This is a genomic window from Armatimonadota bacterium (assembly GCA_016869025.1).
In the GTDB taxonomy this organism is placed as follows: domain Bacteria; phylum Sysuimicrobiota; class Sysuimicrobiia; order Sysuimicrobiales; family Humicultoraceae; genus VGFA01.
On record VGFA01000004.1, the window covers coordinates 31,189 to 55,789 of the forward strand.

Annotated in this window: 29 protein-coding genes; 6 read left to right on the plus strand and 23 right to left on the minus strand. The window is 66.7% G+C overall.

Annotated elements, in window-relative coordinates; translation table 11 throughout:
* Nucleotides 1-20 precede the first annotated feature (20 nt).
* The 4 genes from FJX73_03885 to FJX73_03900 all read right to left on the minus strand — a co-directional run bounded on the left by FJX73_03885 (nt 21) and on the right by FJX73_03900 (nt 3,274).
* Nucleotides 21-1,259: an MFS transporter gene (locus FJX73_03885; GenBank protein MBM3469915.1), complete on the minus strand. Its 1,239-nt coding sequence runs from the start codon at nt 1,257-1,259 to the stop codon at nt 21-23.
* A 21-nt stretch (nt 1,260-1,280) separates the two neighbouring features.
* Complete coding sequence (locus FJX73_03890) at nt 1,281-1,859, minus strand: sulfite oxidase-like oxidoreductase (protein ID MBM3469916.1); 579 nt, start codon at nt 1,857-1,859, stop codon at nt 1,281-1,283.
* Complete coding sequence (locus tag FJX73_03895; GenBank protein MBM3469917.1) at nt 1,859-2,530, minus strand: aminoacyl-tRNA hydrolase; 672 nt, start codon at nt 2,528-2,530, stop codon at nt 1,859-1,861. The genes FJX73_03890 and FJX73_03895 overlap by 1 nt, the downstream gene beginning before the upstream one ends.
* Nucleotides 2,531-2,620: 90 nt before the next feature.
* Nucleotides 2,621-3,274, minus strand: a complete 654-nt coding sequence (locus FJX73_03900) for a 50S ribosomal protein L25 (protein ID MBM3469918.1) — start codon at nt 3,272-3,274, stop codon at nt 2,621-2,623.
* Nucleotides 3,275-3,440: 166 nt separating this feature from the next.
* On the opposite strand from FJX73_03900, the gene FJX73_03905 reads away from it, so the two are divergent.
* Nucleotides 3,441-4,361 (plus strand): MBL fold metallo-hydrolase, encoded by a 921-nt coding sequence (locus FJX73_03905; GenBank protein MBM3469919.1) that lies wholly within the window; start codon nt 3,441-3,443, stop codon nt 4,359-4,361.
* A 75-nt stretch (nt 4,362-4,436) separates the two neighbouring features.
* Here FJX73_03905 and FJX73_03910 read toward each other — a convergent pair whose 3' ends face one another.
* From FJX73_03910 to FJX73_03930, 5 genes are all read right to left on the minus strand, one after another.
* Nucleotides 4,437-4,715 carry a hypothetical protein gene (locus FJX73_03910; protein ID MBM3469920.1) on the minus strand — a complete coding sequence of 93 codons (279 nt, stop codon included), beginning with the start codon at nt 4,713-4,715 and terminating at the stop codon, nt 4,437-4,439.
* 27 nt (nt 4,716-4,742) lie between these two features.
* Entirely contained in the window at nt 4,743-4,958 is a 216-nt protein-coding gene (locus FJX73_03915) for an SHOCT domain-containing protein (protein MBM3469921.1), read from the minus strand.
* A 171-nt stretch (nt 4,959-5,129) separates the two neighbouring features.
* A complete protein-coding gene (locus FJX73_03920) occupies nt 5,130-5,582 on the minus strand; it encodes a DUF305 domain-containing protein (protein MBM3469922.1) in 453 nt (150 codons plus the stop codon).
* Between the two features lie 25 nt (nt 5,583-5,607).
* Nucleotides 5,608-6,216, minus strand: a complete 609-nt coding sequence (locus tag FJX73_03925) for a DUF3105 domain-containing protein (GenBank protein ID MBM3469923.1) — start codon at nt 6,214-6,216, stop codon at nt 5,608-5,610.
* A gap of 27 nt (nt 6,217-6,243) precedes the next feature.
* Nucleotides 6,244-6,603, minus strand: coding sequence for a cupin (locus tag FJX73_03930; protein ID MBM3469924.1), 360 nt, complete (start codon nt 6,601-6,603; stop codon nt 6,244-6,246).
* A gap of 50 nt (nt 6,604-6,653) precedes the next feature.
* Between FJX73_03930 and FJX73_03935 the strand changes: the two genes are divergently transcribed.
* Both FJX73_03935 and FJX73_03940 read left to right on the plus strand, forming a co-directional pair.
* Entirely contained in the window at nt 6,654-8,294 is a 1,641-nt protein-coding gene (locus tag FJX73_03935) for a DEAD/DEAH box helicase (protein ID MBM3469925.1), read from the plus strand.
* Nucleotides 8,233-9,435 carry a DUF790 family protein gene (locus tag FJX73_03940; GenBank protein MBM3469926.1) on the plus strand — a complete coding sequence of 401 codons (1,203 nt, stop codon included), beginning with the start codon at nt 8,233-8,235 and terminating at the stop codon, nt 9,433-9,435. Before FJX73_03935 ends, FJX73_03940 begins: the two co-directional genes overlap by 62 nt.
* Before the next feature lie 588 nt (nt 9,436-10,023).
* Here the strand turns inward: FJX73_03940 and FJX73_03945 are convergent.
* From FJX73_03945 to FJX73_03980, 8 genes are all read right to left on the minus strand, one after another.
* Nucleotides 10,024-10,239 carry a type II toxin-antitoxin system HicA family toxin gene (locus tag FJX73_03945; protein ID MBM3469927.1) on the minus strand — a complete coding sequence of 72 codons (216 nt, stop codon included), beginning with the start codon at nt 10,237-10,239 and terminating at the stop codon, nt 10,024-10,026.
* 2 nt (nt 10,240-10,241) lie between these two features.
* The gene (locus FJX73_03950; protein MBM3469928.1) at nt 10,242-10,439 is read right to left on the minus strand and encodes a type II toxin-antitoxin system HicB family antitoxin; all 198 of its coding nucleotides are present in this window, start codon (nt 10,437-10,439) and stop codon (nt 10,242-10,244) included.
* A gap of 70 nt (nt 10,440-10,509) precedes the next feature.
* Nucleotides 10,510-11,403, minus strand: a complete 894-nt coding sequence (locus tag FJX73_03955; GenBank protein ID MBM3469929.1) for a restriction endonuclease — start codon at nt 11,401-11,403, stop codon at nt 10,510-10,512.
* A 127-nt stretch (nt 11,404-11,530) separates the two neighbouring features.
* Nucleotides 11,531-12,025, minus strand: coding sequence for a nucleoside deaminase (locus FJX73_03960; GenBank protein ID MBM3469930.1), 495 nt, complete (start codon nt 12,023-12,025; stop codon nt 11,531-11,533).
* Between the two features lie 356 nt (nt 12,026-12,381).
* On the minus strand, nt 12,382-13,239 hold the full coding sequence (locus FJX73_03965; protein ID MBM3469931.1) for an integron integrase: 858 nt from the start codon (nt 13,237-13,239) through the stop codon (nt 12,382-12,384).
* Between the two features lie 530 nt (nt 13,240-13,769).
* Nucleotides 13,770-14,459, minus strand: coding sequence for an SOS response-associated peptidase (locus FJX73_03970; GenBank protein MBM3469932.1), 690 nt, complete (start codon nt 14,457-14,459; stop codon nt 13,770-13,772).
* A 4-nt stretch (nt 14,460-14,463) separates the two neighbouring features.
* On the minus strand, nt 14,464-14,973 hold the full coding sequence (locus tag FJX73_03975; protein MBM3469933.1) for an inorganic diphosphatase: 510 nt from the start codon (nt 14,971-14,973) through the stop codon (nt 14,464-14,466).
* Nucleotides 14,970-15,356, minus strand: coding sequence for a hypothetical protein (locus FJX73_03980; GenBank protein ID MBM3469934.1), 387 nt, complete (start codon nt 15,354-15,356; stop codon nt 14,970-14,972). Before FJX73_03980 ends, FJX73_03975 begins: the two co-directional genes overlap by 4 nt.
* 182 nt (nt 15,357-15,538) lie before the next feature.
* On the opposite strand from FJX73_03980, the gene FJX73_03985 reads away from it, so the two are divergent.
* Together FJX73_03985 and FJX73_03990 are read left to right on the plus strand one after the other, a co-directional pair.
* Nucleotides 15,539-16,156 (plus strand): DUF47 domain-containing protein, encoded by a 618-nt coding sequence (locus FJX73_03985; protein ID MBM3469935.1) that lies wholly within the window; start codon nt 15,539-15,541, stop codon nt 16,154-16,156.
* Nucleotides 16,157-16,204: 48 nt separating this feature from the next.
* Nucleotides 16,205-17,200 (plus strand): inorganic phosphate transporter, encoded by a 996-nt coding sequence (locus FJX73_03990; protein ID MBM3469936.1) that lies wholly within the window; start codon nt 16,205-16,207, stop codon nt 17,198-17,200.
* Here FJX73_03990 and FJX73_03995 read toward each other — a convergent pair.
* The 5 genes from FJX73_03995 to FJX73_04015 all read right to left on the minus strand — a co-directional run bounded on the left by FJX73_03995 (nt 17,197) and on the right by FJX73_04015 (nt 22,627).
* A complete protein-coding gene (locus tag FJX73_03995) occupies nt 17,197-18,219 on the minus strand; it encodes a DEAD/DEAH box helicase (GenBank protein MBM3469937.1) in 1,023 nt (340 codons plus the stop codon). The genes FJX73_03990 and FJX73_03995 overlap by 4 nt on opposite strands.
* Nucleotides 18,220-18,511: 292 nt before the next feature.
* Nucleotides 18,512-18,955, minus strand: coding sequence for a dCMP deaminase family protein (locus FJX73_04000; protein ID MBM3469938.1), 444 nt, complete (start codon nt 18,953-18,955; stop codon nt 18,512-18,514).
* Nucleotides 18,956-20,278: a type I glutamate--ammonia ligase gene (glnA, locus tag FJX73_04005; GenBank protein MBM3469939.1), complete on the minus strand. Its 1,323-nt coding sequence runs from the start codon at nt 20,276-20,278 to the stop codon at nt 18,956-18,958. It abuts the gene before it with no gap.
* Entirely contained in the window at nt 20,256-21,992 is a 1,737-nt protein-coding gene (locus FJX73_04010; GenBank protein MBM3469940.1) for a hypothetical protein, read from the minus strand. The genes glnA and FJX73_04010 overlap by 23 nt, the downstream gene beginning before the upstream one ends.
* A 5-nt stretch (nt 21,993-21,997) precedes the next feature.
* Nucleotides 21,998-22,627, minus strand: coding sequence for a uracil phosphoribosyltransferase (locus FJX73_04015; GenBank protein ID MBM3469941.1), 630 nt, complete (start codon nt 22,625-22,627; stop codon nt 21,998-22,000).
* A 137-nt stretch (nt 22,628-22,764) separates the two neighbouring features.
* On the opposite strand from FJX73_04015, the gene FJX73_04020 reads away from it, so the two are divergent.
* The gene (locus tag FJX73_04020) at nt 22,765-24,132 is read left to right on the plus strand and encodes a serine hydroxymethyltransferase (GenBank protein MBM3469942.1); all 1,368 of its coding nucleotides are present in this window, start codon (nt 22,765-22,767) and stop codon (nt 24,130-24,132) included.
* A gap of 18 nt (nt 24,133-24,150) precedes the next feature.
* Here the strand turns inward: FJX73_04020 and rpiB are convergent, their stop codons facing one another.
* A complete protein-coding gene (gene rpiB, locus FJX73_04025; protein ID MBM3469943.1) occupies nt 24,151-24,600 on the minus strand; it encodes a ribose 5-phosphate isomerase B in 450 nt (149 codons plus the stop codon).
* Nucleotide 24,601: the final 1 nt, after the last annotated feature.

Consider the following 24,601-nt stretch of genomic DNA (forward strand, 5'->3'; position numbering starts at 1 on the left):
GACCCCACGGTCCGGCGATCCTATAGCCTGGCGATCCTGGGCGATGCAATCGCCAGCAGGCCGACCAGGGCCACGACCACCGCCCCGCCCAGCGCCAGGGTCAGCGGAACGCCTACGACGCCGGCCAGGGCGCCCAACGGCAGCGTGCCCAGCGCAAGCATTCCAAACGTGACCATGCCGTAGAGCCCCATTATCCGCCCACGCTGGTCGGGCTGCACGCTTGTCTGCACCAGCGTGTTGGCCGCCGCCATCGCCACGGCATGGCTGGTGCCGGCCAGCACCAACAGCCCTACCGAGACGGCAAACAACGGCGAGAGCGCGAAGAGCACCACCATGACGCCGGTCGCCATCCCAGCCCCCACAAGCAGCCTGCCCTTCTGCGCCGTCTCGCCTATTGCGCTCAGCAGAAACACCGCCAGGATTGTGCCAACCCCGGGCGCGGCCTGCAGCAGGCCCAGCCCGGAGGGGCCCACGCGCAGCACCTCGCGGGCCAACGTGGGCATCAAGCGAATGTAGGGGCGGCCGAAGAAGTTGATCGCCGCGACGATCCCCAGGATCGCCAGCAGGTGCCGGTGCCGGACGAGCAGCCCGACCCCCTGCCGGATGTCCTCCCCAACTGATTCCTGCCTTCCGGCGTTCGCCGGCGGCACGTCCATCAGCCAGAGCGCCGTCATCACGGCGATGTAGCTTGCGGCGTTGGCGAAGAAGCACCCTGCGACACCCACCGTGGCGATCAGCACCCCGCCCAGCGACGGTCCGAAGATACCGGAGCCGTTGAACGCCATCGAGTTCAGACTGACCGCCTGCATCAACTGGCGCTCGCTCACCAGGAACGGAACCAGCGACTGCCTGGCCGGCATGTCGAACGAGTTGGCAAGCGAGTTGAAGGCGCCGATCGCCAGGATCTGCCAGACCTGGACGCGGCCCGAGATCGTCAGCAACCCCAGCAGGACCGCGGAGATCATCGTGGCGCCGTTGGTCCAGAGCAGAATCCGGCGGCGGTCGAAGCGGTCGGCCGCCACGCCGCCCAGGAAGGCGAAGAGCAACCGGGGCACGGCCTGGCTCAGCCCCAGCAGGCCAAGGTAGATGGGGTCCTTCGTGATCTGGTCAACCAGATAGCCGAGCGCTGTGAACTGCATCCACGATCCGGTGTTGGAAACGAGCAGGCCGGTCCAGAGCAAACGGAAGTTGCGCCGGCGAAGCGGCGCAAAGACATCTCTTCTTCCGGCGGGCCGCACGGCGGCGTCAGCCAACGTGATGGCCCGCCTTGCGAGGAGCGTTCACCACGGCGGCGAGTAACGCTCTTCCTTCCAGGGATCGCCGTGCATGTGATACCCGTTGCGCTCCCAGAACCCGGCACGGTCCTCGGCCATCAGCTCGATGCCGCGCACCCACTTGGCGCTCTTCCAGAAGTAGAGGCGCGGAACCACCAGGCGCAGGGGCCATCCGTGCTCGGGGGTCAGGTCCGCGCCGTCGGCGCGGTGGGCAAAGAGGGCGTCGCCGGCGAGCAGGTATTCCAGGGGCAGGTTCGTCTCAAACCCTGCCTCGGCGTGTACCATGACGAATCGTGCCTCCGGGCGGATGCGCACGATGTCCAACACCACCCGGGCAGGAACACCTTCGAACGTCATTCCGAGGCGGCTCCACGTCGTCACGCAGTGGATGTCGCACGTGGTCGAGGCGGTGGGCAGAGCGCGGACCTCGTCGTACGAGAGCCGCACCTGCTCCTCGACCAGGCCGAAGATCCGGAAATCCCAACTGGCGGGATCGAATCCAGGCACGTCGCCGTAGTGGAGCACAGGCCACTTCTCGGTGACGCGCTGTCCGGGCGGGACACGCTCCTCGGAGCGGCGCACCATCATCCCTCGCTCCCCTTCGCAGCGCCCCGAGCAACGGAACCCTGACCAACGGGGCCCTGGCCGACGGGACCCTGCTCCGCGGCGCTTTGATCCGCTAGAGATGCCGGGCGCTTCGGGTTACAGAGGCGCATGGCCGCATCAACGCCCTCGGTCACCCACAACCCCACGCCCTCGGCCGCGAGTGCGACCGCCTCGTCCAGCAGGACGCGTTCCTCTGCCGCGGGCCGCTGGAGTACGTACTCCGCAGGATCCTCGCCCGCCGGAGGCCGGCCGATGCCCACGCGTACGCGGGCGAACGCCGTCGTGCCCAGGGCTTCGATGATCGAGCGGAGCCCGTTGTGTCCCCCGTGGCTGCCTTTCTCGCGCACGCGTACTGTACCAACCGGAAGATCGAGGTCGTCTACGATCACCAGCAGGTGCTCCACCGGAACGCGGTGGCGCCGCCGAAGGTCGGCGACGGCCGTACCGCTAACGTTCACGTAGGTCTCCGGCCTGGCGAGCATCACGCGTCGGCCGCCGATCGCACCTCGCCCCACCTGGGCCCATCCGTCCTCGGTATCAATGGAGATACCGTGGGCGCTTGCGAGCGTCTCCAGTACCTCCCACCCGATGTTGTGCCGGGTGCGGCGGTACCGGCGCCCAGGATTGCCCACTCCCACGATCAGTCGCATGTGATCTCTCGCATCTCCTATGCGAGCAGGGGCGCCACCCGGCGCCCCTGCTCACACTTTGGGGCCGACTCGCCCTGGGCGTCGCGCCGCCTACTCCTTCTCGGGAGCCGCCTCGGGAACCGCAGCAGCAGGCGCGCCCTCCACCGCGACCGCCGCCGCCGGCGCCGCCTCCTCGTGCACGCGGGGCGCGACGATCGTCACGATGACCTCGTCAGGCGGGGTGAGCAGCGTCACGCCCCCTGGGACCACCAGGTCACTGGCGTGCAGCGAGTGCCCGACTCCCAGTTCGGTGACGTCCAGATCGAGCTGCTCGGGGATGAGCGTCGGCATGCACTCAACGAGCACATCCCTCAGATGGTGCTCCACTATGCCGCCCTCGGCGACACCCTTGGATGCACCCCGCAGCACGACCCGCACGCGCGTCTCGATCGTCTCGGTAAGTGAGATTGCGTGGAAGTCCGCGTGAATGATGTGCTGCTTGAAGACGTCGCGCTGGATCTCCTTGACCATGACCGTTGCCGGCTCGCCCCCGCCGCTCCCTGTCACGTCGAGATCAATGAGCACGTTGCGCCCGGCGTCGGTCTGAAGCGCCGACGAAAGCGCTCTTCCATCAACGGCAACGGGCATCGGCCCGCGCCCGCGGCCGTAGACCACGGCCGGTACGAGCCCCTTGCGGCGCAGGCTTCTCGCCACGCCTTTTCCAACACCCTCGCGAACCTGTGCAGTCAGCGCCAACCGCTCCATACGGGAATCCCTCCAACACACAACAGGCCCCAACCGCGGGGGCCCGAACACCAACCATTATAGCACGCGGGACCCTTGCCGCAAGCGGTGCCGCGGGTCGGGGTGCTAGCGCGGTCCGGCGCCGTGGTATCGTTGTGGGGATATCGCCGCCACGGGAGACCGCACGATGACGCGAATCGAACGCCTCGCAAACGACTTGATGCTGATTGACACCGGCTACTGCCGCGCTCCCGCGGCGATCGGCGTCTACCTGCTGTCGGGCGACCGACCGGCCCTGGTCGAGACCGGGCCTGCCTCGACCGTGGACGCGGTGCTGGAAGGGGTGAGGACCGCCGGGATCGAGCCGAGAGATCTGCGGGCGGTCGCGGTCACCCACATCCACCTGGACCACGCGGGCGCGGCGGGAACGCTCTTGCGGCGGTTGCCCCACCTGGATGTGTACGTGCACCCTGTCGGGGCGCCGCACCTGGTGGATCCCTCGCGCCTGATCACCAGCGCCCGCCGGCTCTACGGGGACGATCTCGACACGCTCCTGGGAGAACCCGAGCCGATCCCCGGCGATCGAGTGCACCTCCTTGAGGACGGAACCCAGATCATGCTTGGATCACGGCGGCTGCGGTCTCTCGATACGCCCGGGCACGCCCGGCATCACCTTGCGCTCCTGGACGAATCCTCGGGCGACCTCTTCACCGGTGATGCGGCAGGCATCTGCCTGCCAGGAGCGCGCTACGTGCTCCCACCGACGCCGCCGCCGGAGCTCGATGTGCCGACCTGGGATGCGACCCTGGGCCGGCTGCGCGCCCTGCGGCCCCAACGCCTGCTGCTTACGCATTTCGGGCCGCACGCCTGGTGCGACGAGTTGCTGGCGCAGGTGCAGCAACGCCTACCCGCAGCCGTGGATCTCGTGCGGTCGGCGCTCGGAGCCGGTATGGACGAGGAAGCGATCGTGGAGCGGCTGCGGGATGCGGGCGCCAGCGCGGCCGCGGAGGATGGACCTGATGCGGCGGGCCGGCTGGAGGTCGTGATGCCCTCGCGCCTGAACGCGTTGGGGCTGATCCGGTACGTCAGGACTGCAGCGTCACGGTAAGCCACGTCCAGCCACACCGAGAGGGCGCGGTCTGCGGCGATCCCTACTACGCGGCAATGGCTCGTGCTGCCGACATCATTCAACCGGGAGCGCCCTCAGGTCTCCCGAGTGTGTATCCAGGGTGATGGCGAACACGATACTGCGCTCGGGGTCTACTTTGCCCGTCAGGGGGTCGGTCGGGTTGGCCCTAGAGTAGGCCGATGTTGCGAAGACGGCCTTCACCGTGATGCCTCCCTGCGCTTCGGTACGTGTGGCCTGGGCCGGGGGTTGCCCCGTCGCGGCGTGCGCCATGAACAGGACCAGGACAACGGCAACGAACATGCCAACCAGGCCGTGTGAGGTGTTCCGCCGCATCAGACTCTCCTCGTGCCCCTGTACGATCTACTGTTCCAATGCCTTCCGCAGCTCACGGTGCTGTTCGAGCGTGATCTCGCCTCGGGCGAGGCGCTCGTCCAGGATCTCTCGGAACGTTCCCGACGCCCGCGTAGGGGGCCCTGACTTATCCCTTTGTGAGGTCGCCGCCTGGGCGATCCACCAGATCGCGGCGACGATCACCACGATCCACAACAGCATCCCGATACCACCGAATCCACCCATCATTGTGAGTCCCTCCTTCCGTGCACCGTCCGATTCCCGTCACCTCGTATGGTGATCGACCCGTATGCACTCACAATGAAGGTGGCGTGAATTTACCGTGAACGAACTGCCGGCGTCACGGCGAGCATCGACATCACTGTGCGCGCCTCCGGCGTATCAACGCCGCGAGCACTAGCACGACAACCACTCCTCCTCCGACCCACAACCAGCGCGCGGGCCGGGAAGCACGCTGCTGAGCCGCGGCCGGGGGCCCCACACCTGCAGCCACTGGCGCATCTGCTCGATCTCGTGGCTCTGGGCGCCGATGATGGCCTGGGCCAGGGTCTTGAGCTCGGCCCGCTCCGCTCGCTCTGCGACCAGTTGCGCCATCTCGATTGCAGATTGGTGATGGACGATCATGTCCTCTGCGAACTTACGGTCAAACTCAACGCCGCGGGCCGTCTTCAGCGCGGTCATCTCCCGGTCCATCTCCTGCATGAAGGCGATCTCAAATGCGGCACGGCTGAGACCCTCGAGCCTGGCGGCCGCATCCTCCTGAGCCGCGGAGACTCCGACCAGTGATAGCGCATCCAACAGTGCCGCGGCCGGTACGCGAAGCAGCTTCATCATGAAGTACCTCCTCATCAGGATGAACACCGCCCGCGGCGGCTCAATCCGGGACGCGCTCCGGCCCCTTGTTGCGGTACGCCTTGATAAACGCCACGATCCGCGGCTCGTCGTAGGTGTCCAACTTCAGCAGCCGCTCCCAGGCCGCGACCGCGATCGGGCTGTCGTTCCGGGGTCGCGGCGTCAAGATGATCTTCGACCTGTAGCGCGCCACCAGGGTCTCGAGCTTTCCCACCAGGACGGCGTCGCCGGGGTCCTTGTACGAGATCCAGATACCGCCGTGCTCGAGGTTGTGCAGCACGACCTCGTCCGGGATCTCGGTCTGGTTCGCGCCCCACCGGGCCTCCTGCGGCGTGTGCCACCCCGAGGCTGGGGGGTTCGAGTTGTACGGTGGGTGCGACTGCCCGAGCTGCACGTGAGCCTGACCCTGACCTGGGATCTTCTCTCCCAGGTCAAGAGGAGCAGGACGGACCGCCACCTTTGCGATCAGGACTGCGGCCGCAGCCACAGCGATTGCGACCCCTCCATAGATCGTCAGGGACCGCCTGCGCCGTTGCCCCTCGCGCCGCCGCTGCTCCTGGCGGCGCGACTCGAGCGCCGCCTCACGGCGCTGCCGTTTCGCCTCCCGGGATGCGCTGCCTCGCGTCGTCATGCGTCTAACCTCACAAGCAAGGCCTACCTACAGAGACTTTGCATAGTCGATCATCCCCTGGAAGTCCACCACAACCGCGGGCTCATCTCCGACGACCCACGCATCGTGACCTGAGGGAAGAAGCGACACGTCTCCTGGCCGGGCGTCAAACTCGGTGCCGTCGTCCATCCGGATCCTCAGCGCCCCTGAAATATGATACTGAAAGTGCGGAGCTTCGCAGCTCTTGGTCTTCGCGAGCGGCTGGACCGAGGTCGCCCATCTCCAGCCCGGCTCGAAGATGGCACGGCCCACCGTCGCACCGCCGATCTTGATGAGCTCCAGTCGGCCCTTTGGGAACTCCCGAACCTCATCTGGCTTGCCGAAATGCTTCACCTCTGCCTTGTTCACGGTTCACCCCCCTGTTCTTGGATAGCCACCTTTGGTGGCCGCCTTGCCTTATGCTCCTCTACGACTACGAGGGCGGCTCTATTCCAGTAGAGCGCCCAGAGATCCAACTGGGAGGAATCCTCTGCTGGCAGGGAAGAGGTAGATGGTACGCCAAGACACATGCATGCGGTATCTGCCCATGCGCGTTGCACGTGCGATCCGGCCGGTGCCCTAGGATGACGAGCTCGGGCCGTCTTCGGTTCGACCGCGGCTCTCTCCGCCTCGACCTCCCAAAGGCCACCTGGGTGCCGCCCTACATGGTCTGGGACCCGCGAGTGCAGGCGTGGCGCACCGAGGCGGTGCACTACCCGCAGGTTCGGGAGGACGCGCCGGCCTACCACCTGGACCTATCCGACGAGGCGCCGCGGTTCTTCGACTGTCCGCCGCTGACCCCATCGCTGCCGGCGCTGCGGCCCGACCAGCAGGCCGCGGTGGAGGCATGGGAGCAAGCCGGAGGCAGGGGTGTCGTCGTCAAGCCCACGGGCACGGGCAAGACCGAGATCGCGCTGGCGCTGATCGCCCGCCACCGCGTCTCGGCGTTGATCGTGGTGCCGCTGCGCGACTTGATGTACCAGTGGCAGCGCCGGATCAAGTATGGTTTGGGCTTCGACGCCGGGGTCCTGGGCGATGGACGCCGCGAGGTCTGGCCGATCACGGTCACCACCTACGACAGCGCCTACATCCACATGAAGGAGATCGGCAACCGGTACCGCCTCATAGTCTACGACGAGGCGCACCACCTCCCGGGGGCCACCTTTCGCGAGAGCGCGCTGGACTGCCTGGCGCCGATGCGGCTGGGGCTCACCGCCACCCCCCGCCGTGCCGACGGTCTGGACCGGTTGCTCGACGAGCTGATCGGCCCGACCGTGTACGACGAACAGATCGTTGACGCAAGGGGGAAGACCCTGGCCGGCTACAGCATCATCCGTGTGCCGATCGCCCTGACCGAGGACGAGCAGGCCGAGTTCGACGGGCTGTCGCGGCGGATCCGCGCGTACGTCGCCCGCCGTCGGCGGGAAGGCGCCGTAAGTAAGGCAGCGCGGGACGGGGGCGTCCGGGGCGGGGCTGCGGGCGAGCGAGCCCCGGCGTTCGACTGGACGCATGACCTGGCCAGGCGGTCGCGCACCGATCCCGAGGCCAAGGCGATCCTGCGCGCCTACCGGAGGAAGTTGACGCTCATCCATCGCTCCGCCGAGAAGTTACGCGTGGTCGAAGACGTCCTGCGCCTGCACCCTGCGGATCAGTGCGTGGTCTTCACCGCCTCCAACCGAATGGCCCTGGACGTCTCGGCGCGCTTCCTCATCCCGGCGCTCACCGCCCACTCGGACAAGAAGGAACGGAACGCCGTGCTCGACGCGTTCGCTCGGGGCACGCTGCGTGCGCTCGTCGCCTGTGAGGTCCTCAACGAGGGATGGGACGCGCCTGCGGTGAAGGTCGGCGCGGTGCTCGGGGGAGAGAAGGGCGCCAAGGAGGCCGTGCAGCGCCTGGGGCGGCTGCTGCGCAGGTCGGGCGACCGCTCCGCGCGCCTCTACGAGGTCGTGGTGCAGGAGAGCCCCGAGATCACCAGGGCACGGCGCCGGAGCCGGACGGATGCTTACCAAACAGCAACGCGTCTATCGGTGGATCAGGCCCGGCAGCTCGATCTCTTCTGATCGGCTGGACGACGAGGACCTGCCGCATCTGGCGCGGGCCATCTCCGTCTACCGGCGGTTGGTCGGCGGCCGGCGGGGACGCGTGCGGGATGCGGCGCGGGGCGCGCTCGGCGGGATCCAGCCTGATCGGGTCGAGGGGATCATCAAGCTCCTGGACGATGTGGCCACCTACGAGTGGCCCCGTGGCTCTCGGCAGGCCGAAGTGCGGGTGCGGGTGTTCGAGACGGCCGCCCGGAATCACCCGGTGCTGGACCGCGCCGGAACCGAGGCGATCATCGTCGCTGCGCTGCCCGAGGCGCCCCGCCAACCCGAAGGCCTTGTACCCTTCCTCTACGCCGACTACCCCGAGTTCCACCGCCTCGTCGCCTTCCCGCAGAACTACGCCGCAGAAGATCTACGGGCAGATTACGACCTCGCCCAAGCACAGGCGTTGCTCTACGACGCCGTCCGGATCACGGTTGAAGCCCGGCGCGACTTCAGGCACATCGTCCAGTACGCGCGTCTCTCGCGGCTGCTGCACCGGGGCGAGCGGGTGCGCGGCGGAGCATACCGGCTGGTCTTCGACGGCCCCAACTCGATCCTCCGATACACCCATGCCTACGGGGTTGACTTCGCGAAGTTCCTGGCGGCGCTCGTCCAGGCCCGGGGCTGGACCTTGACCGCGGAGGTCGTGATGCGCAAGGGGTGGCGGCCGGTTCTGTTCGTGCTCTCGGACGCCGACGGCCTGCGCTCGCGGGTGCCTGTCCCGGCGCTGTTCGACTCGCGCCTGGAGGAGACTTTCGCGCGCAAGTTCGGTCCCGAGCGCGACGGCTGGCGACTCGGCCGGGAAGCGCTCATCCTCGAAGCGGGCGAGGCGCTTGTGGTGCCGGACTTCGTCTTCACTCACGAGGATGGTACCGAGGTGGCCATGGAGATCGTCGGGTACTGGACCCCACAGTACCTCAAGACGAAGCTCGATAAGCTCGCCGCGGTGCGGGGACCGAACCTGGTCGTAGCCGTCCGGAAGGCGATGGCCGTGGCGGCGGGGGGTCTTCCTGCGGCGGTGTTGCCGTTCTCGAGCGGAATCCTACTGCGGGACCTCATGCCAAGGCTGGAGGCGTTCCGGCCGCGGCCGGGAGGTGCCCGACGCGGCCGGCACTAGACCCATGGATGGCCGGTGCAACGCAGCTCCCCGCAGCGAGCCAGAACAAATGGCAACTGGGCCGTGTCGCCCGCCGTCGGCCGCACACCGGTGCTAGCCCGCCGCTGCTCGGATTATCACTGACCTCTCCTCCAACGAGCGAACTTCGTAGATGAGTCGGTAGGAGCAAACGAAGACTTCGCGGATGTCGGGATCACCGAGCTCGGGAATCACGCGACCGCGCTCTCTGAGGGTAGCGACATGTCCCGCGTCCGCCTCCGAGTGCCCCTTCTGAACCGCATGAACGACATGAAGATGATGGAGCACGCCGTCCATTCTGCAGTCGTCTGGCAGGCGGTCCAGCTGCTCTCTTGCTGTCTGCTTGGCTTGCTCAAGAACCGCCCTCCGAATGCCGACTCGTTCTAGCCCATCTCCGACTCGCCGGCCACTGGTGCCTTTCGCTTCTCCCCCGGGATTTGCGCCGGACCAAGGCGGTGTCGGGCTAACGACTGGCGGTGAGCCGCGGGCGCGGCCGCGTGTCGCGATCGCACTGATCCTGGCCTCCGCTGGCCGCGCCCGTCGGCTCCATGGGCGGGTTAGGCGGCCGCTTCATCGAAGTAGCCTCTTGAACTCCTCAATTGTGAGGCCTGCGTCGACTATAAGGCCACCCATCGTGTACGCGTTGACCGGGGCATGCCGCGGGATTGTGATAATGCGTGTCCCGTCTGACATCACGACGTGTTTCCCCTGGCGAACAATGCGGAACCCCGCCTTCTCAAAGGCCCGGACTGCATCGGGGTGGTTGACGCCAGCGAGTTTGGGCAAGATCAGACGAGGACCTCGACCTCCCGAGTCCTCTCGTCTCTCAAAGATGCGTCCCGAGCTTCGAGGTACTCGCGAATCGCGTCCTGAATGTTGTTCAGGGCCTCCTCCTCGGTCTTCCCCTGTGACCAGCACCCGGGCAGGCCTGGACAGGAAACGCTGAAACCCTCTTCTGATTCCCTCAGGACAACCTTGTACTTCACATCTTCCACCCCCTCCGGGCCCATCCTACAGCGGGATCGCTCGCCCGCCTAACAAGAATTGGCGCTTTCCTTAGTCTTCAGCAAAATAGTCTGAATCCATGCGCTTCACTGCATAGCTCGCAACAGGCGCAACCCCGATGTTGTGCTCAATCATATATCGCGCGAGCTGCTCACCATCGATCAGGATAATCTTGCTGTCAATGCGCGAGGCATACTCCGTGGCATCCTTCGAGAAGTCTGAGGTGGTTACGAAGATCCCTTTCCTGGCACGCTGACCCTGAAGAGCGCCGGCAAACTTCTGAATCTCGGGCCGAGGAACCGTGCTCGACCAGCGCTTTGCTTGAACGTATATGATGTCGAGACCCAGTTTATCCTCCTTGATGATTCCGTCAATCCCCTCATCCCCTGACCTGCCGGCGGCTTGCCCAGCATCCTTCAGTGAACCCCCGTAGCCCATGCTAACTAGTAGCTGGATGACGATCCTCTCGAACAGGCGGGGGGAACCAGATCTGATCTGCTGAAGCAACTCGCTGGCAAGGTTGTCCTGCAATGTTTGAATGGCTTGCTCCAAGAGCTCCTGTGGCGTCTCGTCAGTCGGCTGCTCCTGCTGCTTCTCCCGCTTCAAGGCGCGAAACTCTTGGAACTCGGGGAACTGCTCGAGGAATGCAACATCTATCTTCAATGGGCATGTGGCAAGAACCTCGCGACCTCTTTGCGTTATCATGATATGCCCACGCCGCGGCATCTCGAGCAATCCGGCCTTCTTCATATACGTCCTGGCCCAGCCGACCCGATTGTCGAAGATCGGCTGCTGTCCACTCGGGAGCAAAGCGCGCCGTTCGTCGAGAGTCAGATTGAATTGAGCAGCCAGATTATCGATTGCCTCGCGCAGAGTGTGCTCCTTCGCATCACCGGCGAATGTGAGCAGCGGCAGCATGATGCTCTGATAATCAGGGATTGCCATTTCGAGCTCCCTTCATCCCCGGCATCAAGAGCGCTAACGGCCTCGAGCTGAGCCGCCTGGCCAGCCCAAGGTTAGTATGGATCGCAATTCAAGGAACCGGGCTGGCCAGGTCGGCTCCAGCGAGTTGTTAGGCGGATGACGGACTACCCGCCTTGCCATATAGACACAGATCGGCCTCGTCCGGGGAGAAGACCCGGAAGAGGGCCACGCAATCCTCTTGAAGGCAGCCGCCATCGAATCCGTGGATCCTGGCTTTCATGTAGGGGTTCGCCTCCAGCGCAATGCGGCCCGCGGTGTAGTTATCCAGCATCCCAAACACGATGTTCCTGATGTTGGCCATCACGATTGCGCCGATGCACATCGGGCAGGGCTCACAGGTAGTGTACATGGTGCATTCGGGCCCGTGGAGCTTGAGGAAGCTGGCCGAGGCAAGGATCGCTTGAAGTTCAGCGTGGGCAACGTCGCTTGAGGCCGACTGGAATGCATTGGAGCCCCGAGCGACGATCCGCCCTTCGTGGACGATGATGGCGCCGATCGGCCTATCGCCACGCTCAAGGGCCTTCTCGGCCTCCTCGAGAGCCAGCCGCATGAAGCGCTCGTCAGTTGAATCAGAGATACTCATCGTTCCACTTAGGGCAGAAGGTGGTTAGAAGTGGAAGGCTCGCTGCAAGCAGGGAGCTCCATCCGCCTAACAAGAATTGGACAGACCTGCCTAGCATCCCAAACACAGCGAGCCCTGCAGTCTAGCGCCTGTCACCGTTTCCCCCCTGGCCCCACAATCTTCCTTATGATCCCTGCCCGCGACGCGCTCCCTGTAACCGTGATAGGCAGACCTGTCTAGTCCGGCGTCACTGGTGCTCCGGCACCGCTCCGGCGCGCCAGCCGTCCTTGGCCCCCATTATCACGCGCCGGTGATGCCTCTGCAATCCTGGGAGGACCTCTGCCGACCGGTGGCCCACCGTCGCCTAGCCACCTACTCTACACCCCGGTCAGCCGATCGGCTGGGCTCCGGACCGCCCCGGGGCCGCGGTTCAGCACGTGCGTATAGATCATGGTCGTGCCCACGTCCCGGTGCCCCAGCAGCTCCTGGATCGTCCGGATGTCGTGCCCATCCTCGAGCAGGTGGGTGGCAAACGAATGGCGGAGGATGTGGCAGGTCGCGTGCCTGGCAATCCCGGCCCGGCGGGTGGCCGGGAAGACCCACTGCCAGCCCCACTCTTGGCCCGCGTTGGCGTATTTCCGCATCAGGGCGCCGGGGAGCTCAACCCAGCCGGCACAGCGCGTGAGCTCCCGCTCATGCAGCCGCCTCACGGACTCAAGGTGCCGAGCAAGCTCAGCTTTGACGGAAGCGGGCAGCATCGTCACGCGGTCCCTGTCCCCCTTGCCGGCCCGCACCACAATCTGGTTCGACGCGAAGTCGATGTCCTTCACGCGCAGCCGGGCGCACTCGAGTACGCGCAGCCCTGCTCCATACAAGAGCAGCGCCATCAGGCGCGGGACGCCATGGAGATGGCCAAGCAGCGCCCGCACCTCATCGCGGGCCAGGACAACAGGGAGCCTACGGGAGCGCTTCGCCTGCACGAGACCGTCGAGCCAGGGGACCTCCTGCCCGAGCACCTCGCGGTAGAGGAACAGGAGCGCGCTCAGGGCCTGGTTCTGCGTGGAGGCGGCCACCTTTCCCTGAACGGCGAGAGCCGTGAGGAACTGTGTGAGTTCCGCGGCGCCCATCTCGGCTGGATGGCGCTTGCCGTGGAACAGGATGTACCGGCGGATCCACGCGATGTACGCTTCTTCGGTGCGGCGGCTGTAGTGGCGCGCGCGGAGCGCGTCTCGCACACGGTCGAGGAGACGCGGCTACCGTGTGCCGGCCGGACCGGCGTCAGAGGTGAAAGGGCTTGTCACGCAGACGTCCCCTCACCTTCGGGCATTCCAACACTCAGTCCCTCGTACCGGTGATCGGTCAAGCGGGGCGCTGTATGTGGGGGCTCGGTCGCAGCCAAGCCCTGTCGCAGCCGGGGACTGGACCGGGGCCGTCCTCCCGGTTGCCGTACTTGGTGGCAACCGGTGTCTGGCGCGTGCGGAGCGACAGAGCACTCGTCTCCCTGAATCCATCGCTCAAGACGCAGGCCGTGGCGGGCGTTCTAGGGCTGGAGGCGGGTGCCGGCCGAAAAGCGCGCCGCGGTGCTGCTGCGCGCCGCGGACATCCTGCGCCGACGTCGCCGAGGCGATCGGCTTCCTCAAGTACTACGCCCGTGAGGCGCTGCGCAACGCCCCCACCATTCGCATCCGCAGGAAGAGCTGCGCCCGGTGGCGCACCAGGTGCTCGCGAGCATACCACACCGCGTCGAGTCCATCGAGGGTGGCTGTCACTGTTGGAAACCTGTCACCGGCGGCGGCAGGGGCTCGATGAGGTCGGGTGAGTCGTTGGCCGGCGCGTTCACGGTCGTCGAGACCTCATGGGCTTCCATCGGCTCTTCCTCGTAGGGACGGAGCAGGCCCAGCAGCCGGGCTTCGTCCCCGAAGTCAGGATCCAACCACATCGCCTCCTGGTCCCGGGGGATGATCACCGGCATCCGGTGGTGGATGGGCCGCATGAAGGCGTTGGGCCCGGTGGTGATGATGGTGCACGTGCCGATTCGCTCGCCCGAGGGCGAGATCCGGGTTTCGTACAGGCCGGCGAACCCAAAGGGCCGACCCGAGACCAGATGCACATAGATGGGGCGCTTGCGGGGACCCACCTTCTGCCACTCGTAGAAGCCGTCGGCGATGATCAGACACCGGCGCCGGCGGAACGCCGACCGGAAGGCGGGCTTCTCGGCCACCGTCTCGGCGCGCGCGTTGATCATCCGGTTTCCGACCGCAGGGTCCTTCGCCCACGAAGGGATCAGCCCCCAGCGGAACTGCACCAGCTGCCTGCCGCCCTCGTCGTTGATGACGACCAGGTAGTGCCCGGGCGCCACGTTGTAGCTGGGCGCCAGACCGGTGGCCACGCGCACCACTCCGAACGCCTCCGCGATTGCTGGCACCGGGGTCCTGCGGACGAACCGGCCGCACATGGGGTCAGCGCGTCGGGCCGTGCGCGTTGGCGAAGGATAGCTGGGCCTCACCCACCAGGCGTCGGGCCTCAACGGCGCCGGCCCAGCCGCGAATCTCGACTGGCTTCTGCTCGAGCGTCTTGTAGACCGTGAAGAAGTGCTGCACCTCCTTGAGGAAGTGCGGTGGCACGTGCTCCAGTTCGGTCACGCCGTCGAAGCGCGGATCGCCCACGGGCACGGCAAGCACCTTCTGGTCGTGCCCCTTCTCGTCGTGCATGTCCAGCACGCCGATGGGGCGCACCTCCACCAGGCAGCCAGGGAACGTGGGCTCGTAGGTGAAGATCAGCACGTCCAGGTGGTCGCCGTCGTCGGCCAGGGTGTCCACTATGAACCCGTAGTCGGCCGGGTAGTGCAGCGGCGAGTAGAGCACCCGGTCGAGCCGGATCCCGCCGCGGACAGGGTCCAGTTCGTACTTGTTTCGGCTGCCGCGCGGAACCTCGACATGGGCCAGCACGGTCACGGCTCGTTCGGTCATCCCCGTCTCCCTCCGTTGGGCCCGGCCGCCCCCGTGTCGCGATCCGCCAGGTCCCGAACCAGCGCTTGGATACGGCCGGCCAGGTCGTCGCGGATCGCGCGGTAGAACGTGAGATCACCGCCGGCCGGATTCGGCAGCGGCCAGTGCATGCTGCGCGCCCCTGGCACCACCGGGCACGCCTCCTCGGCGCATAGGCCCACCACCAGTTCGACGTCGGGCCCCAGGGCCGCCTGCAGTGGCTTGGGCACGTGGCCACTGATGTCCACGCCGATCTCGCGCATGATCGTCACGGCCTCCTCGCGCACGCGCTCCCCGGGGTCCGTGCCCGCGGACCCAGCCCGCCAGCCCGCAGGCGCCAGGGCGTTGAATAGCCCCTCCGCCATCTGCGACCGGGCGGAGTTGTGCACTCAGAGAAACAGGACCTGTCGCATCTGCTCCCCCCTCGAGGAGCCAGTTCTGTCCCGCGCGGAGGATTCCTGGCCGGCCCGGGCCGGACGCGGCAGGCGCCCGGTTACGGCGTGCCGAACTGCCTGTCCAAGGCACAACGTGGCTTGGGGGGAGGAGCATGCCGCTGCAACTGCTGCCCAGAGAGGATATCTTCTTCGACCTGTTCAACCAGGCGGCCGACAACGTGCTCCAGGCGGCGCGGCAGCTCAGGGACTTGATGGACGACTACCGCGACGTCGAGCAGCGGGCGGCCGCGATCAAGGCCCTGGAGGACCGGGGCGATGAGATTACCCACTCGATTATTGACCGCCTCAATCGCACATTCGTCGTACCCCTGGACCGCGAGGACATATTCGACCTGGCCAAGGATCTCGACGACGTGCTGGACTGGATCGAGGCGGCCTCGGCGCGGATGGCCGTCTACCGAATCCCGCGGTCCAGCGGTGAGGCGCGAGAGATGGCTCACATCATCGTCAGCGAGTGCGAGGCAATCGTCGAAGCCGTGGGCAACCTGCGCCGGCTCGACCGGATCGAGGGGCCCATCCGCGAGATCAACCGCCTGGAGAATCTGGCCGACCACGTACAGCGGGAGGCCATTGCACGACTCTTCACCGAGGAAGCCGATCCCATCGAGATCATCAAATGGAAGGAGGTCTACGAGACCCTGGAGGAAGCCACCGACCGGGGCGAGCACGTCGCGCACGTGCTCCAGGGCATCCATGCGAAGAACCTGTAGCGCCGCAGGCCCAGACGCGGCGAGCCCTCCCACGGCACGGACCCGCTGATGGACCTGGCCCTCCCCGCCGGGCTGATACCCATTCTCCTGCTGGTACTCGCGGCCGAGTTCGTCAACGGCTGGACCGACGCGCCCAACGCCATTGCCACCGTAGTATCCACGCGCGTGCTGACCCCATCGGTGGCGGTGGTCATGGCTACGGTTATGAACGTCCTGGGCACAATGGCCGGCACCGCCGTGGCCGCGACGATCGGCAAGGGGATCGTGCGCGCCGAGGTCATTGACCCGATCACAATCGCCGCCGCGATGCTGGCCATCGTGGTGTGGAGCACGCTGGCCTGGTGGCACGGGCTCCCCACAAGCGAGAGCCACGCGCTGGTGGCGGCGCTGTCCGGGGCAGGGCTGGCCACCGCCGGCCCGGGCGTGCTGCTGTGGGATGGCTGGCGCAAGGTGATAATCGGCCTGGGGTTCTCGTCGGTGCTCGGCTTCTCGGGCGGATTCCTGCTACTGCTGGCGGTCTCCTGGTGGTTCACGAAGACCCCGCTGGGCCTGGCGCGCCGCCTGTTCGGACGCCTGCAGATCTTCTCCGCCGCCTTCATGGCGTTCAGCCACGGGAGCAACGACGGCCAGAAGTTCATCGGGGTCTTCGCCCTGACCCTGGTGCTGGGAGGAGTCCTGCCCGAGTTCCAGATCCCCTTTTGGGTGATTCTCCTGTGCGCGGTCACGATGGGGATCGGCACGGCGCTGGGCGGATGGCGGATCGTGCACACGATGGGGATGCGCCTGACCAAGCTCGAGCCCTACCAGGGGTTTGCAGCCGAGACGGCCGCCGCCTCTGCTATCGAGCTGGCCAGCCGTCTCGGCATCCCCGTGAGCACGACCCACACCATCAACACCGCGATCATGGGCGTCGGCGCGACGCGGCGCCTCTCCGCGGTCCGGTGGGGCGTCGGCCTGGAGATCGTGGCGGCCTGGGTGCTGACCTTCCCCGTCTGCGCGCTGATCGCCTGGGTGGCCGCCGCGCTGCTGCGCCGGGTGTTCTAGCGGTACAGCGGCAGCGGGTGCGGCTGGAGCGCCGGACCGATCCGCCGCTTCAGCAGGTCGAACACTTCCATGTCGTACTGACCTACAAAGGTGACCGCCTCGCCTGCACGGCCGGCCCTGGCAGTGCGGCCGATCCTGTGAATGTAGGTATCCACGTCCTCGGGCATGTCGAAGTTAATCACGTGCGAGATGTCGGGAAGGTCCAGCCCGCGGGCGGCCACGTTGGTGGCCACCAGCACCTGGGCCTTGCCCTTGGCGAAGGCGGTCAGCGCGCGCACCCGCGCGCCCTGGGTCATGTCGCCGTGGATCACCTCTACCGGCTGACCGCGCTCACGCAGGATCTTCGCAAGGCGATCGGTGCCACGGCGGGTCCGCCGAAAGACAAGGGCAGAGGGCACGTCGCCGCTGGTCAGCAGCAGCCGCAGCGCCCGCACCTTGTCCTGCTCGGCCACTTCCAGGTAGTACTGCGTGACCGTATCCACCGTGGGCATCGTGGCGGCAACCCTAACCCACGCCGGGTTGCGCATGTGCCGCGCCGCGATTGTGGACACCGCGTCGGGCAGCGTGGCCGAGAACAGAGCGGTCTGGCGCGCCGGCGGCGTCCGCCGGAGGATCTCCTCAACGTCGGGCAGGAAGCCCATGTCCAGCATCCGGTCGGCTTCGTCCAGAACAAGGAACCGTACGCCGTCGAGCTTCACGGATCCCCGGGAGATGTGATCGAGCAGGCGGCCCGGCGTGGCCACGGCCACCTGAACGCCGGATCGCAGCGCGCTGAGCTGCCGTTCGATGGGCTGCCCGCCGTACAGCGCGGTAACACGGAGCCTAGGTCCACCCAGCGCGCGCACGGCGTCCGCGATCTGCAGGGCCAGCTCGCGGGTGGGTGAAAGTATGAGCGCCTGGATCCCTCGGGCGTTACGGTCGAGGCGCTCCAGCATGGGAATCACATAGGCACCGGTCTTACCGGAGCCGGTCTGGGCCTGGCCGGCCACATCGTGCCCGGCGGCCAGCTTTGGAATCACCTTCAACTGAATCGGGGTGGGTTCGGTCCACCCAAGACGGGATATCGCCCGGATGGTCTCCGGACGCAGTACGAGGCCGCCGAACGCGGTCTCGTGCGTTGAAATAGAAATCAGACTTACCTCCTGATTAGACCCGGGGGAAACCCGGGCCGGGTTTGAGCCGGCATCCTGCGCGTGCCCACCGGTCCACCCAGCCCTGGTGAGAGAAACTCCGCGGACACATGAAACGGGCGACTCAGCAGTTACATCGCCCGTTTCGGAAGACGCAACTATGTCGACTAGAGTTACTGTATCACACTACGCGTACGAGTTCAACCCCGCCTGACTCCAGAACCCGGTGCGCCGCCTGATCTGGATACTCGCCCGCGAAGACGACGCGGCGCAACCCTGAGTTGAGGATCATCTTGGCGCAGGTCAGGCACGGCTGGTGGGTGACGTAGATCGCGGCGCCCGCGATGGCGACACCGTGGTAGGCCGCCTGGATAATGGCGTTCTGCTCAGCGTGCAGGCACAAACAGGTGTCGTGACCCGTGCCAGCAGGCGCATCGCTGGCGCACCTCTCGCAGCCACCGTCCCCGCAGTTGGGCAGGCCCCGGGGAGTGTCGTTGTAGCCCGTTGACAGGACCATCCGATCCTTGACCACGACCGCGCCCACCTGGCGGCGCAGGCAGGTGGAACGGCTGGCCGCGAGTTGGGCCATCCGCATGAAGTAGGTGTCCCACGAAGGCCTGCTCATCTAGAAGGCCGTAAGGTAGCAGTCAACCTCCCAGGGGTGCACGCGGGTGACGTACTCCCGCCACTCCAATCGCTTGGCCCGCGTCAGGTGGTCTACAATGTGGCTGCCGAGCGTATCGCAGATGAGCTCGTCGGCCAGGAACTCTCCCACCGCCTCGTTGAGGTTCCGGGGAAGCACCCGGATTCCCAACTGGTCCAGCTCGTCTTCGGTCATAGCGTAGATGTTCCGGTTGAGCGGCGGGCCGGCGTCCAGTCCCCTGGCGATGCCGTCGAGGCCGGCGGCCAGCATCACCGCCATGGCCAGGTACGGGTTGCAGGAGGGATCCGGCATGCGCAGCTCTATGCGCGTGCCATCCCCGCGCGACACCGGGACGCGCACCAACGGCGACCGGTTGCGCTCTGCCCAGGCGATGTAGACCGGCGCCTCGTACCCTGGCACCAGGCGCTTGTAGGAGTTGACCAGGGGGTTGGTCACCGCGCACATGCCCCGCGCGTGGGTCAGCAGCCCGGCGATGTATTGCAGGCATGTTGCGCTGAGCTGGTGGGTGCCCTCGGGGTCGTAGAAGGCGTTCGTCCTGTTGCGGTACAGCGACTGGTGGGTGTGCATCCCCGACCCGGCGATGCCGGCAATGGGCTTCGGCATGAAGGTCGCGTGCAGCCCGTGGCGCCTGGCGATCGTCCGCACAACCAGACGGAACGTGGCTATGTTGTCGGCCGCGCGCAGCGCGTCGGCGTACTTGAAGTCAATCTCGTGCTGGCCATGGGCCACCTCGTGGTGACCGGCCTCGACCTCGAAGCCCATGGCGGAGAGCGCGGTCACCATGTCGGCCCGCGCTTCTTCACCCTTGTCTACCGGCGCCATGTCAAAGTAGCCGGCCCGGTCGTGCGTCGCCAGCCTGGGCTGACCGTCGGCGTCCGTGGGAAAGAGAAAGAACTCGCACTCCGGCCCGGCCATCATGCTGAACCCGCTGCGCGCGGCAGCGGCGATGACGCGGCGCAGCACAGAGCGGGGATCGCCGGCGAACGGTTCCCTCTCGGCGGTATAGATATCGCAGATCAGGCGCGCCGTGGCCCCTTCCCGGTTCTTCCATGGGAAGAGCGCGAAGGTCGCGCGATCCGGTATGAGATACATGTCCGACTCTTCGATGCGCACGAAGCCCTCGATTGAGGAGCCATCAAACAGGATCTCGTTGTCGAGCGCCCTCTCGAGCTGCTCTACCGGGATCTCCACGTTCTTGAGGGTGCCAAGGATGTCCGTGAACTGCAGACGGACAAACCTGACACCCCACTCGCGGGCCTGCTCAAGAACCTGTTCCTTCGTCATCGCCGCTCCTCCGAAGTGCCGTGGTCTGAACCTCGAACCCCATCTCGGCCGCCCGTGCCACCAGGTACTCGATGTTCTCGGTCTTGGTGCGGTCCCCCAGACTGACGCGCTGGGTACACCCATCGAGCGCGATGATCACCGTCTCAGCCAGGCAGGCAGGCACGAGGCCCGGACCGTAGCCCAGGTTGATATTCCAACTAGGATTCCCGGGAAGGCGCACGACTCCTCCTGGAATGACCTCGGCTCCCGGCATTGTCTTCACCGAGTCGTCTACATCGTAGGGCCTTCCCAGGTCTATGATGAGACAGCCTTCTCTGACGTGCTCAGGGAAGATGACCGGCCGCGGCGAGGAGGTGGCGGTAAAGATGGCGTCGGCCCCGCACAGCACCCCGTGGTCGGTCGTCGCTTCGATGCGCGCGCCGGGGTGGCGGCGCGCCAGCAACTCACGCGACCGCTCCAGCCGTGACGCATCGGTCCCCAACATGATCAGGCGACCCACGTGCTCCACCACCTGACGGCAGATTCCGAAGCCCACGACGCCGTTTGCGCCAACCACCGCGATCGTGGCGTCTGCCGGATCAATGCCGCGGGAGCGAAGCCGGTCGAGGATCACGGGCACTGCCATCTTCACGGTGCCGGCGGTGTAGGCGCCGCCGTTGGTGACCGCGATCCCGGATCTGGCCGCCACCTCGGTGCCCTTGTTCCCGACGACCGACCAGTAGGCGCCCAGCCCCAGCACCGTGGCTCCCAGGTTCTCGGCCAGGTGGGCGGCCTGCACCGCCCGCCGTACCGCAAGACGGGGACGCGCTCGAATCTGGTCGGGCAGTAGCGGCACGCCAATCAGGTAGACGCGCGCCCGCCGGCCGTCGGCGGTGACAACCGGGTGGAGATCGTCAACCTTCATGGGCCGCACGAAGCGCGCGATCCAGCGCACGACGACATCGGAGATGATCCCGCGCCGGCGTAGGGGCATCAGCCAGCGGAACCTGCCGGCCTCCCAGTTGTCGTCAACGGTCATCGGGTGGATCAGGAACGCGCACACGGCGTCGTCGCCCAGGAGCAGCGGCAGTGGAAGGCGCTCGCCCATTCTGGGCTCGGTGCCATCGGCTATCCGCGCCAGGTGCTCCTTGTGGTTCCACAGGATCACGATCGCGAGCGCCAGACCCAGTACCAGGTACGGCGCGCGGCTGCCAAGCACCCACAGGGCCGGGGGCAGGCTTGCCGTGCCGAGCACCGTCGCCAGCGAGAGATAGCCCCAGCGCCGGCCCGCGATCCTCGGCAACCCCAGCGCCACAAACGCTACGGCCGCGGGAACCGCCAGTGCTGTCCAGGGTACCGCGCTCAGGATCGCCAGGCCGAGAAACGCACCCGCGGCCACCACGACACCCTTCACCCGTACCGTTGCCGGCGGCGCAAGAAACCAGAAGGGCGAGTAGGCGTGGCCAGCCACCACCGCGGCCGCGGAAGCGGTCAGGGTCCAGTCGCCGCCGCCCAGCAACCGGGCGGCGGCAACCGCGAGTCCTCCTTTGAGCAGGTCAAGCGCGGCGGCCAGCGCAAGGGTGTGGGCCCCGGCCGCGGCGGCTACCGTCCCCAGGCCGAGGTTGTGCGCGGAGTAACGGCGCAGATCCACGCCGCGCAGGAGCCGGCCAACGGCGTATCCGGTGGGAAGGCCTCCGAGAGCGAAGGCGAGGACGGTGGCTACGATGCTCAGCACAGGGTCTACTTGGTCCCGAACAGGCGATCGCCCGCGTCTCCCAACCCGGGCACGATGTAGCCCTTGTCGTTGAGGTGGCTGTCCACCTCGGCGGTGTAGATCTCAACGTCCGGGTGGGCGTCCTGGACCTTCTTGATCCCTTCGGGCGCGGAGATGATCGCCATCACCTTGATGTTATGGCATCCATGGGCCTTGAGGGTGTTGATCGCCTCCACGGTTGATCCACCGGTGGCCAGCATGGGATCTAGAATCATCGCCTCCCGCTCGGCGATGTCGGCCGGCAGCTTGACGAAGTAGCTGACCGGCTGCAGGGTGTCGTGGTCGCGGTACATGCCTATGTGTCCGACCCGCGCGGTGGGAATGAGCCGGGTAATCGCGGTCTCCATCACCAGCCCGGCTCGTAGAATCGGAATCACCGCCAGTTCTTGCCCGGCTATGGACCAGCCGGTGGTTGTGGCGAGCGGCGTCTCGACCTCGATCTCGCGCACCGGGTGCGAGCGGGTCGCCTCATAGGCCATCAGCGCCGCCAGCTCCTCGGTGAGTTCGCGGAACTCCTTGTGGCCGGTGCGTTTGTCTCGCAGGATCGTGAGCTTGTGCCTTATCAGCGGGTGATCGAACACGTGCACGGTGGGCATCACCGGGCCTCCTGGATGGTCTGGAAGTTGCTACCGGCTTCGATGCCGTCTGGAGGCATCCCTCCCCACAGATGCGCACCTCCCCATGGAACCATCCCTCCCCGTGGAGGCAAGTCGCTGGCCTCCGCCGAAGACATATGGGGACGCAACCGCACGGATCCCCTGGAGGCCCGAAGATGATCCTTGAGCGTCAGGACCTGGAACTGTCCGCGATAATGGCGCGCGAGCGCGCGCGGCAGCGGGACGGCATCGAGCTCATACCGTCCGAGAACTACGTCTCGGCCGCTGTGCTGGAGGCGATGGGCTCCATTCTCACCAACAAGTACTCGGAGGGGTATCCCGGCCACCGGTACTACGGCGGAAACGAGAACATAGACGAGATCGAGCGGCTGGCGCAGCGGCGCGCCAGGGATCTGTTTGGCGTGCCGCACGTGAACGTCCAGCCCTACTCCGGCAGCCCTGCCAACCTGGCGGTGTACCTGGCGACCTGCGAGCCGGGCGACGTCATCATGGGCCAGAACCTGACAGACGGTGGTCACCTGACCCACGGGTGGAAGGTCAGCGCCACCGGTATCTTCTACCGGAGCGTCCCTTACCACGTGCGCCCCGACGGCCTGATTGACCTCGACGAAGTACGGCGTCTGGCGCACGAGGCCCGGCCCCGTCTGATCTGGTGCGGCGCCACCGCCTACGTGCGGGAGATGCCGTTTGCGCAGTTCGCCGAGATCGCCGACGAGGTGGGGGCGTATCTGGCCGCGGACATCGCCCACATAGCCGGGCTTATCGCAGGAGGCGCGCACCCCAGCCCGGTCGGGCACGCGCACATCGTCACAACCACCACGCACAAGACGCTGCGCGGCCCCCGCGGCGCCATGATAATGGTCACCGCCCGCGGCATGGCCAAGGACAGGCAACTGCCCGAGAAGATTGATCGGGCCATCTTCCCCGGACTCCAGGGCGGACCGCACGACCACACGACCGCCGCGATCGCGGTTGCGCTGGCCGAGGCCTCGCGGCCGGAGTTCAGTGACTACGCCGCGCAGATCGTGGCGAACGCGCGGGCGCTGGCCTCGGCGCTGATCAGCAAAGGGTTCACGCTCGTGACGGGTGGGACCGACAACCACATGCTGCTGGCGGATCTCACACCGGGGGGTGCCGGCCGCGGCGTGTTCATGCAGGAGGCGCTGGACGCCGTTGGGATCACGGCCAACAAGAACACGATTCCCGGGGAGCCCTCGTCGGCGTTCTACCCCTCGGGTGTGCGCCTGGGCACGCCGGCCGCGACGACGCGCGGCATGCGCGAGCCAGAGATGGCCCAGATCGCGGGCTGGATGGCGCAGGTGCATGAGGAGATCCGACCGTTCCTGCTGCCGGAGGATCGGGTGGCCAGGAACCGGGCGCTGAAGGAGTTCCGCGCCATGATCGGCGCAAGTCCGCGCCTGGGGGCAATCAGGGAAGAAGTGCGGGCGCTATGCCTGAGGTTCCCGGTGCCGGGTATCTCGTAGTCCGAACACCGGGCCGGCTTACCTCCTGTGGTCCCGCTCGTACTTCGAGATCTTCTCGATCCGCGGGATGTGCCGGCCGCCCTCGAACGGGGTCGTCAACCAGGCCCGGACGATCTCCTTGGCCACCTCCATGCCCACGATGCGCGCGCCCAGGGCGATCATGTTTGAGTCGTTGTGGGATCTGGCCAGCCGGGCGGTCGTAACGTCGTGGACCACGGCGCAGCGAATGCCCAGGACCTTGTTGGCCGCCATGGCCTCGCCGTTGCCGGTCCCCCCAAAAATGATGCCCCGGTCGGAATCACCGCGTGCAACTGCCTCGGCCACCGCGATGCAGTAGTCGGGATAGTCCACGGGCTCGACCGAGCCGGTGCCAAGGTCGCGCACCTCGTGGCCGAGTTCCAGCAGCAACCGCGCCACCTCGGCCTTCAGGATCACGCCCGCGTGGTCTCCACCGATCGCTATCCGCATA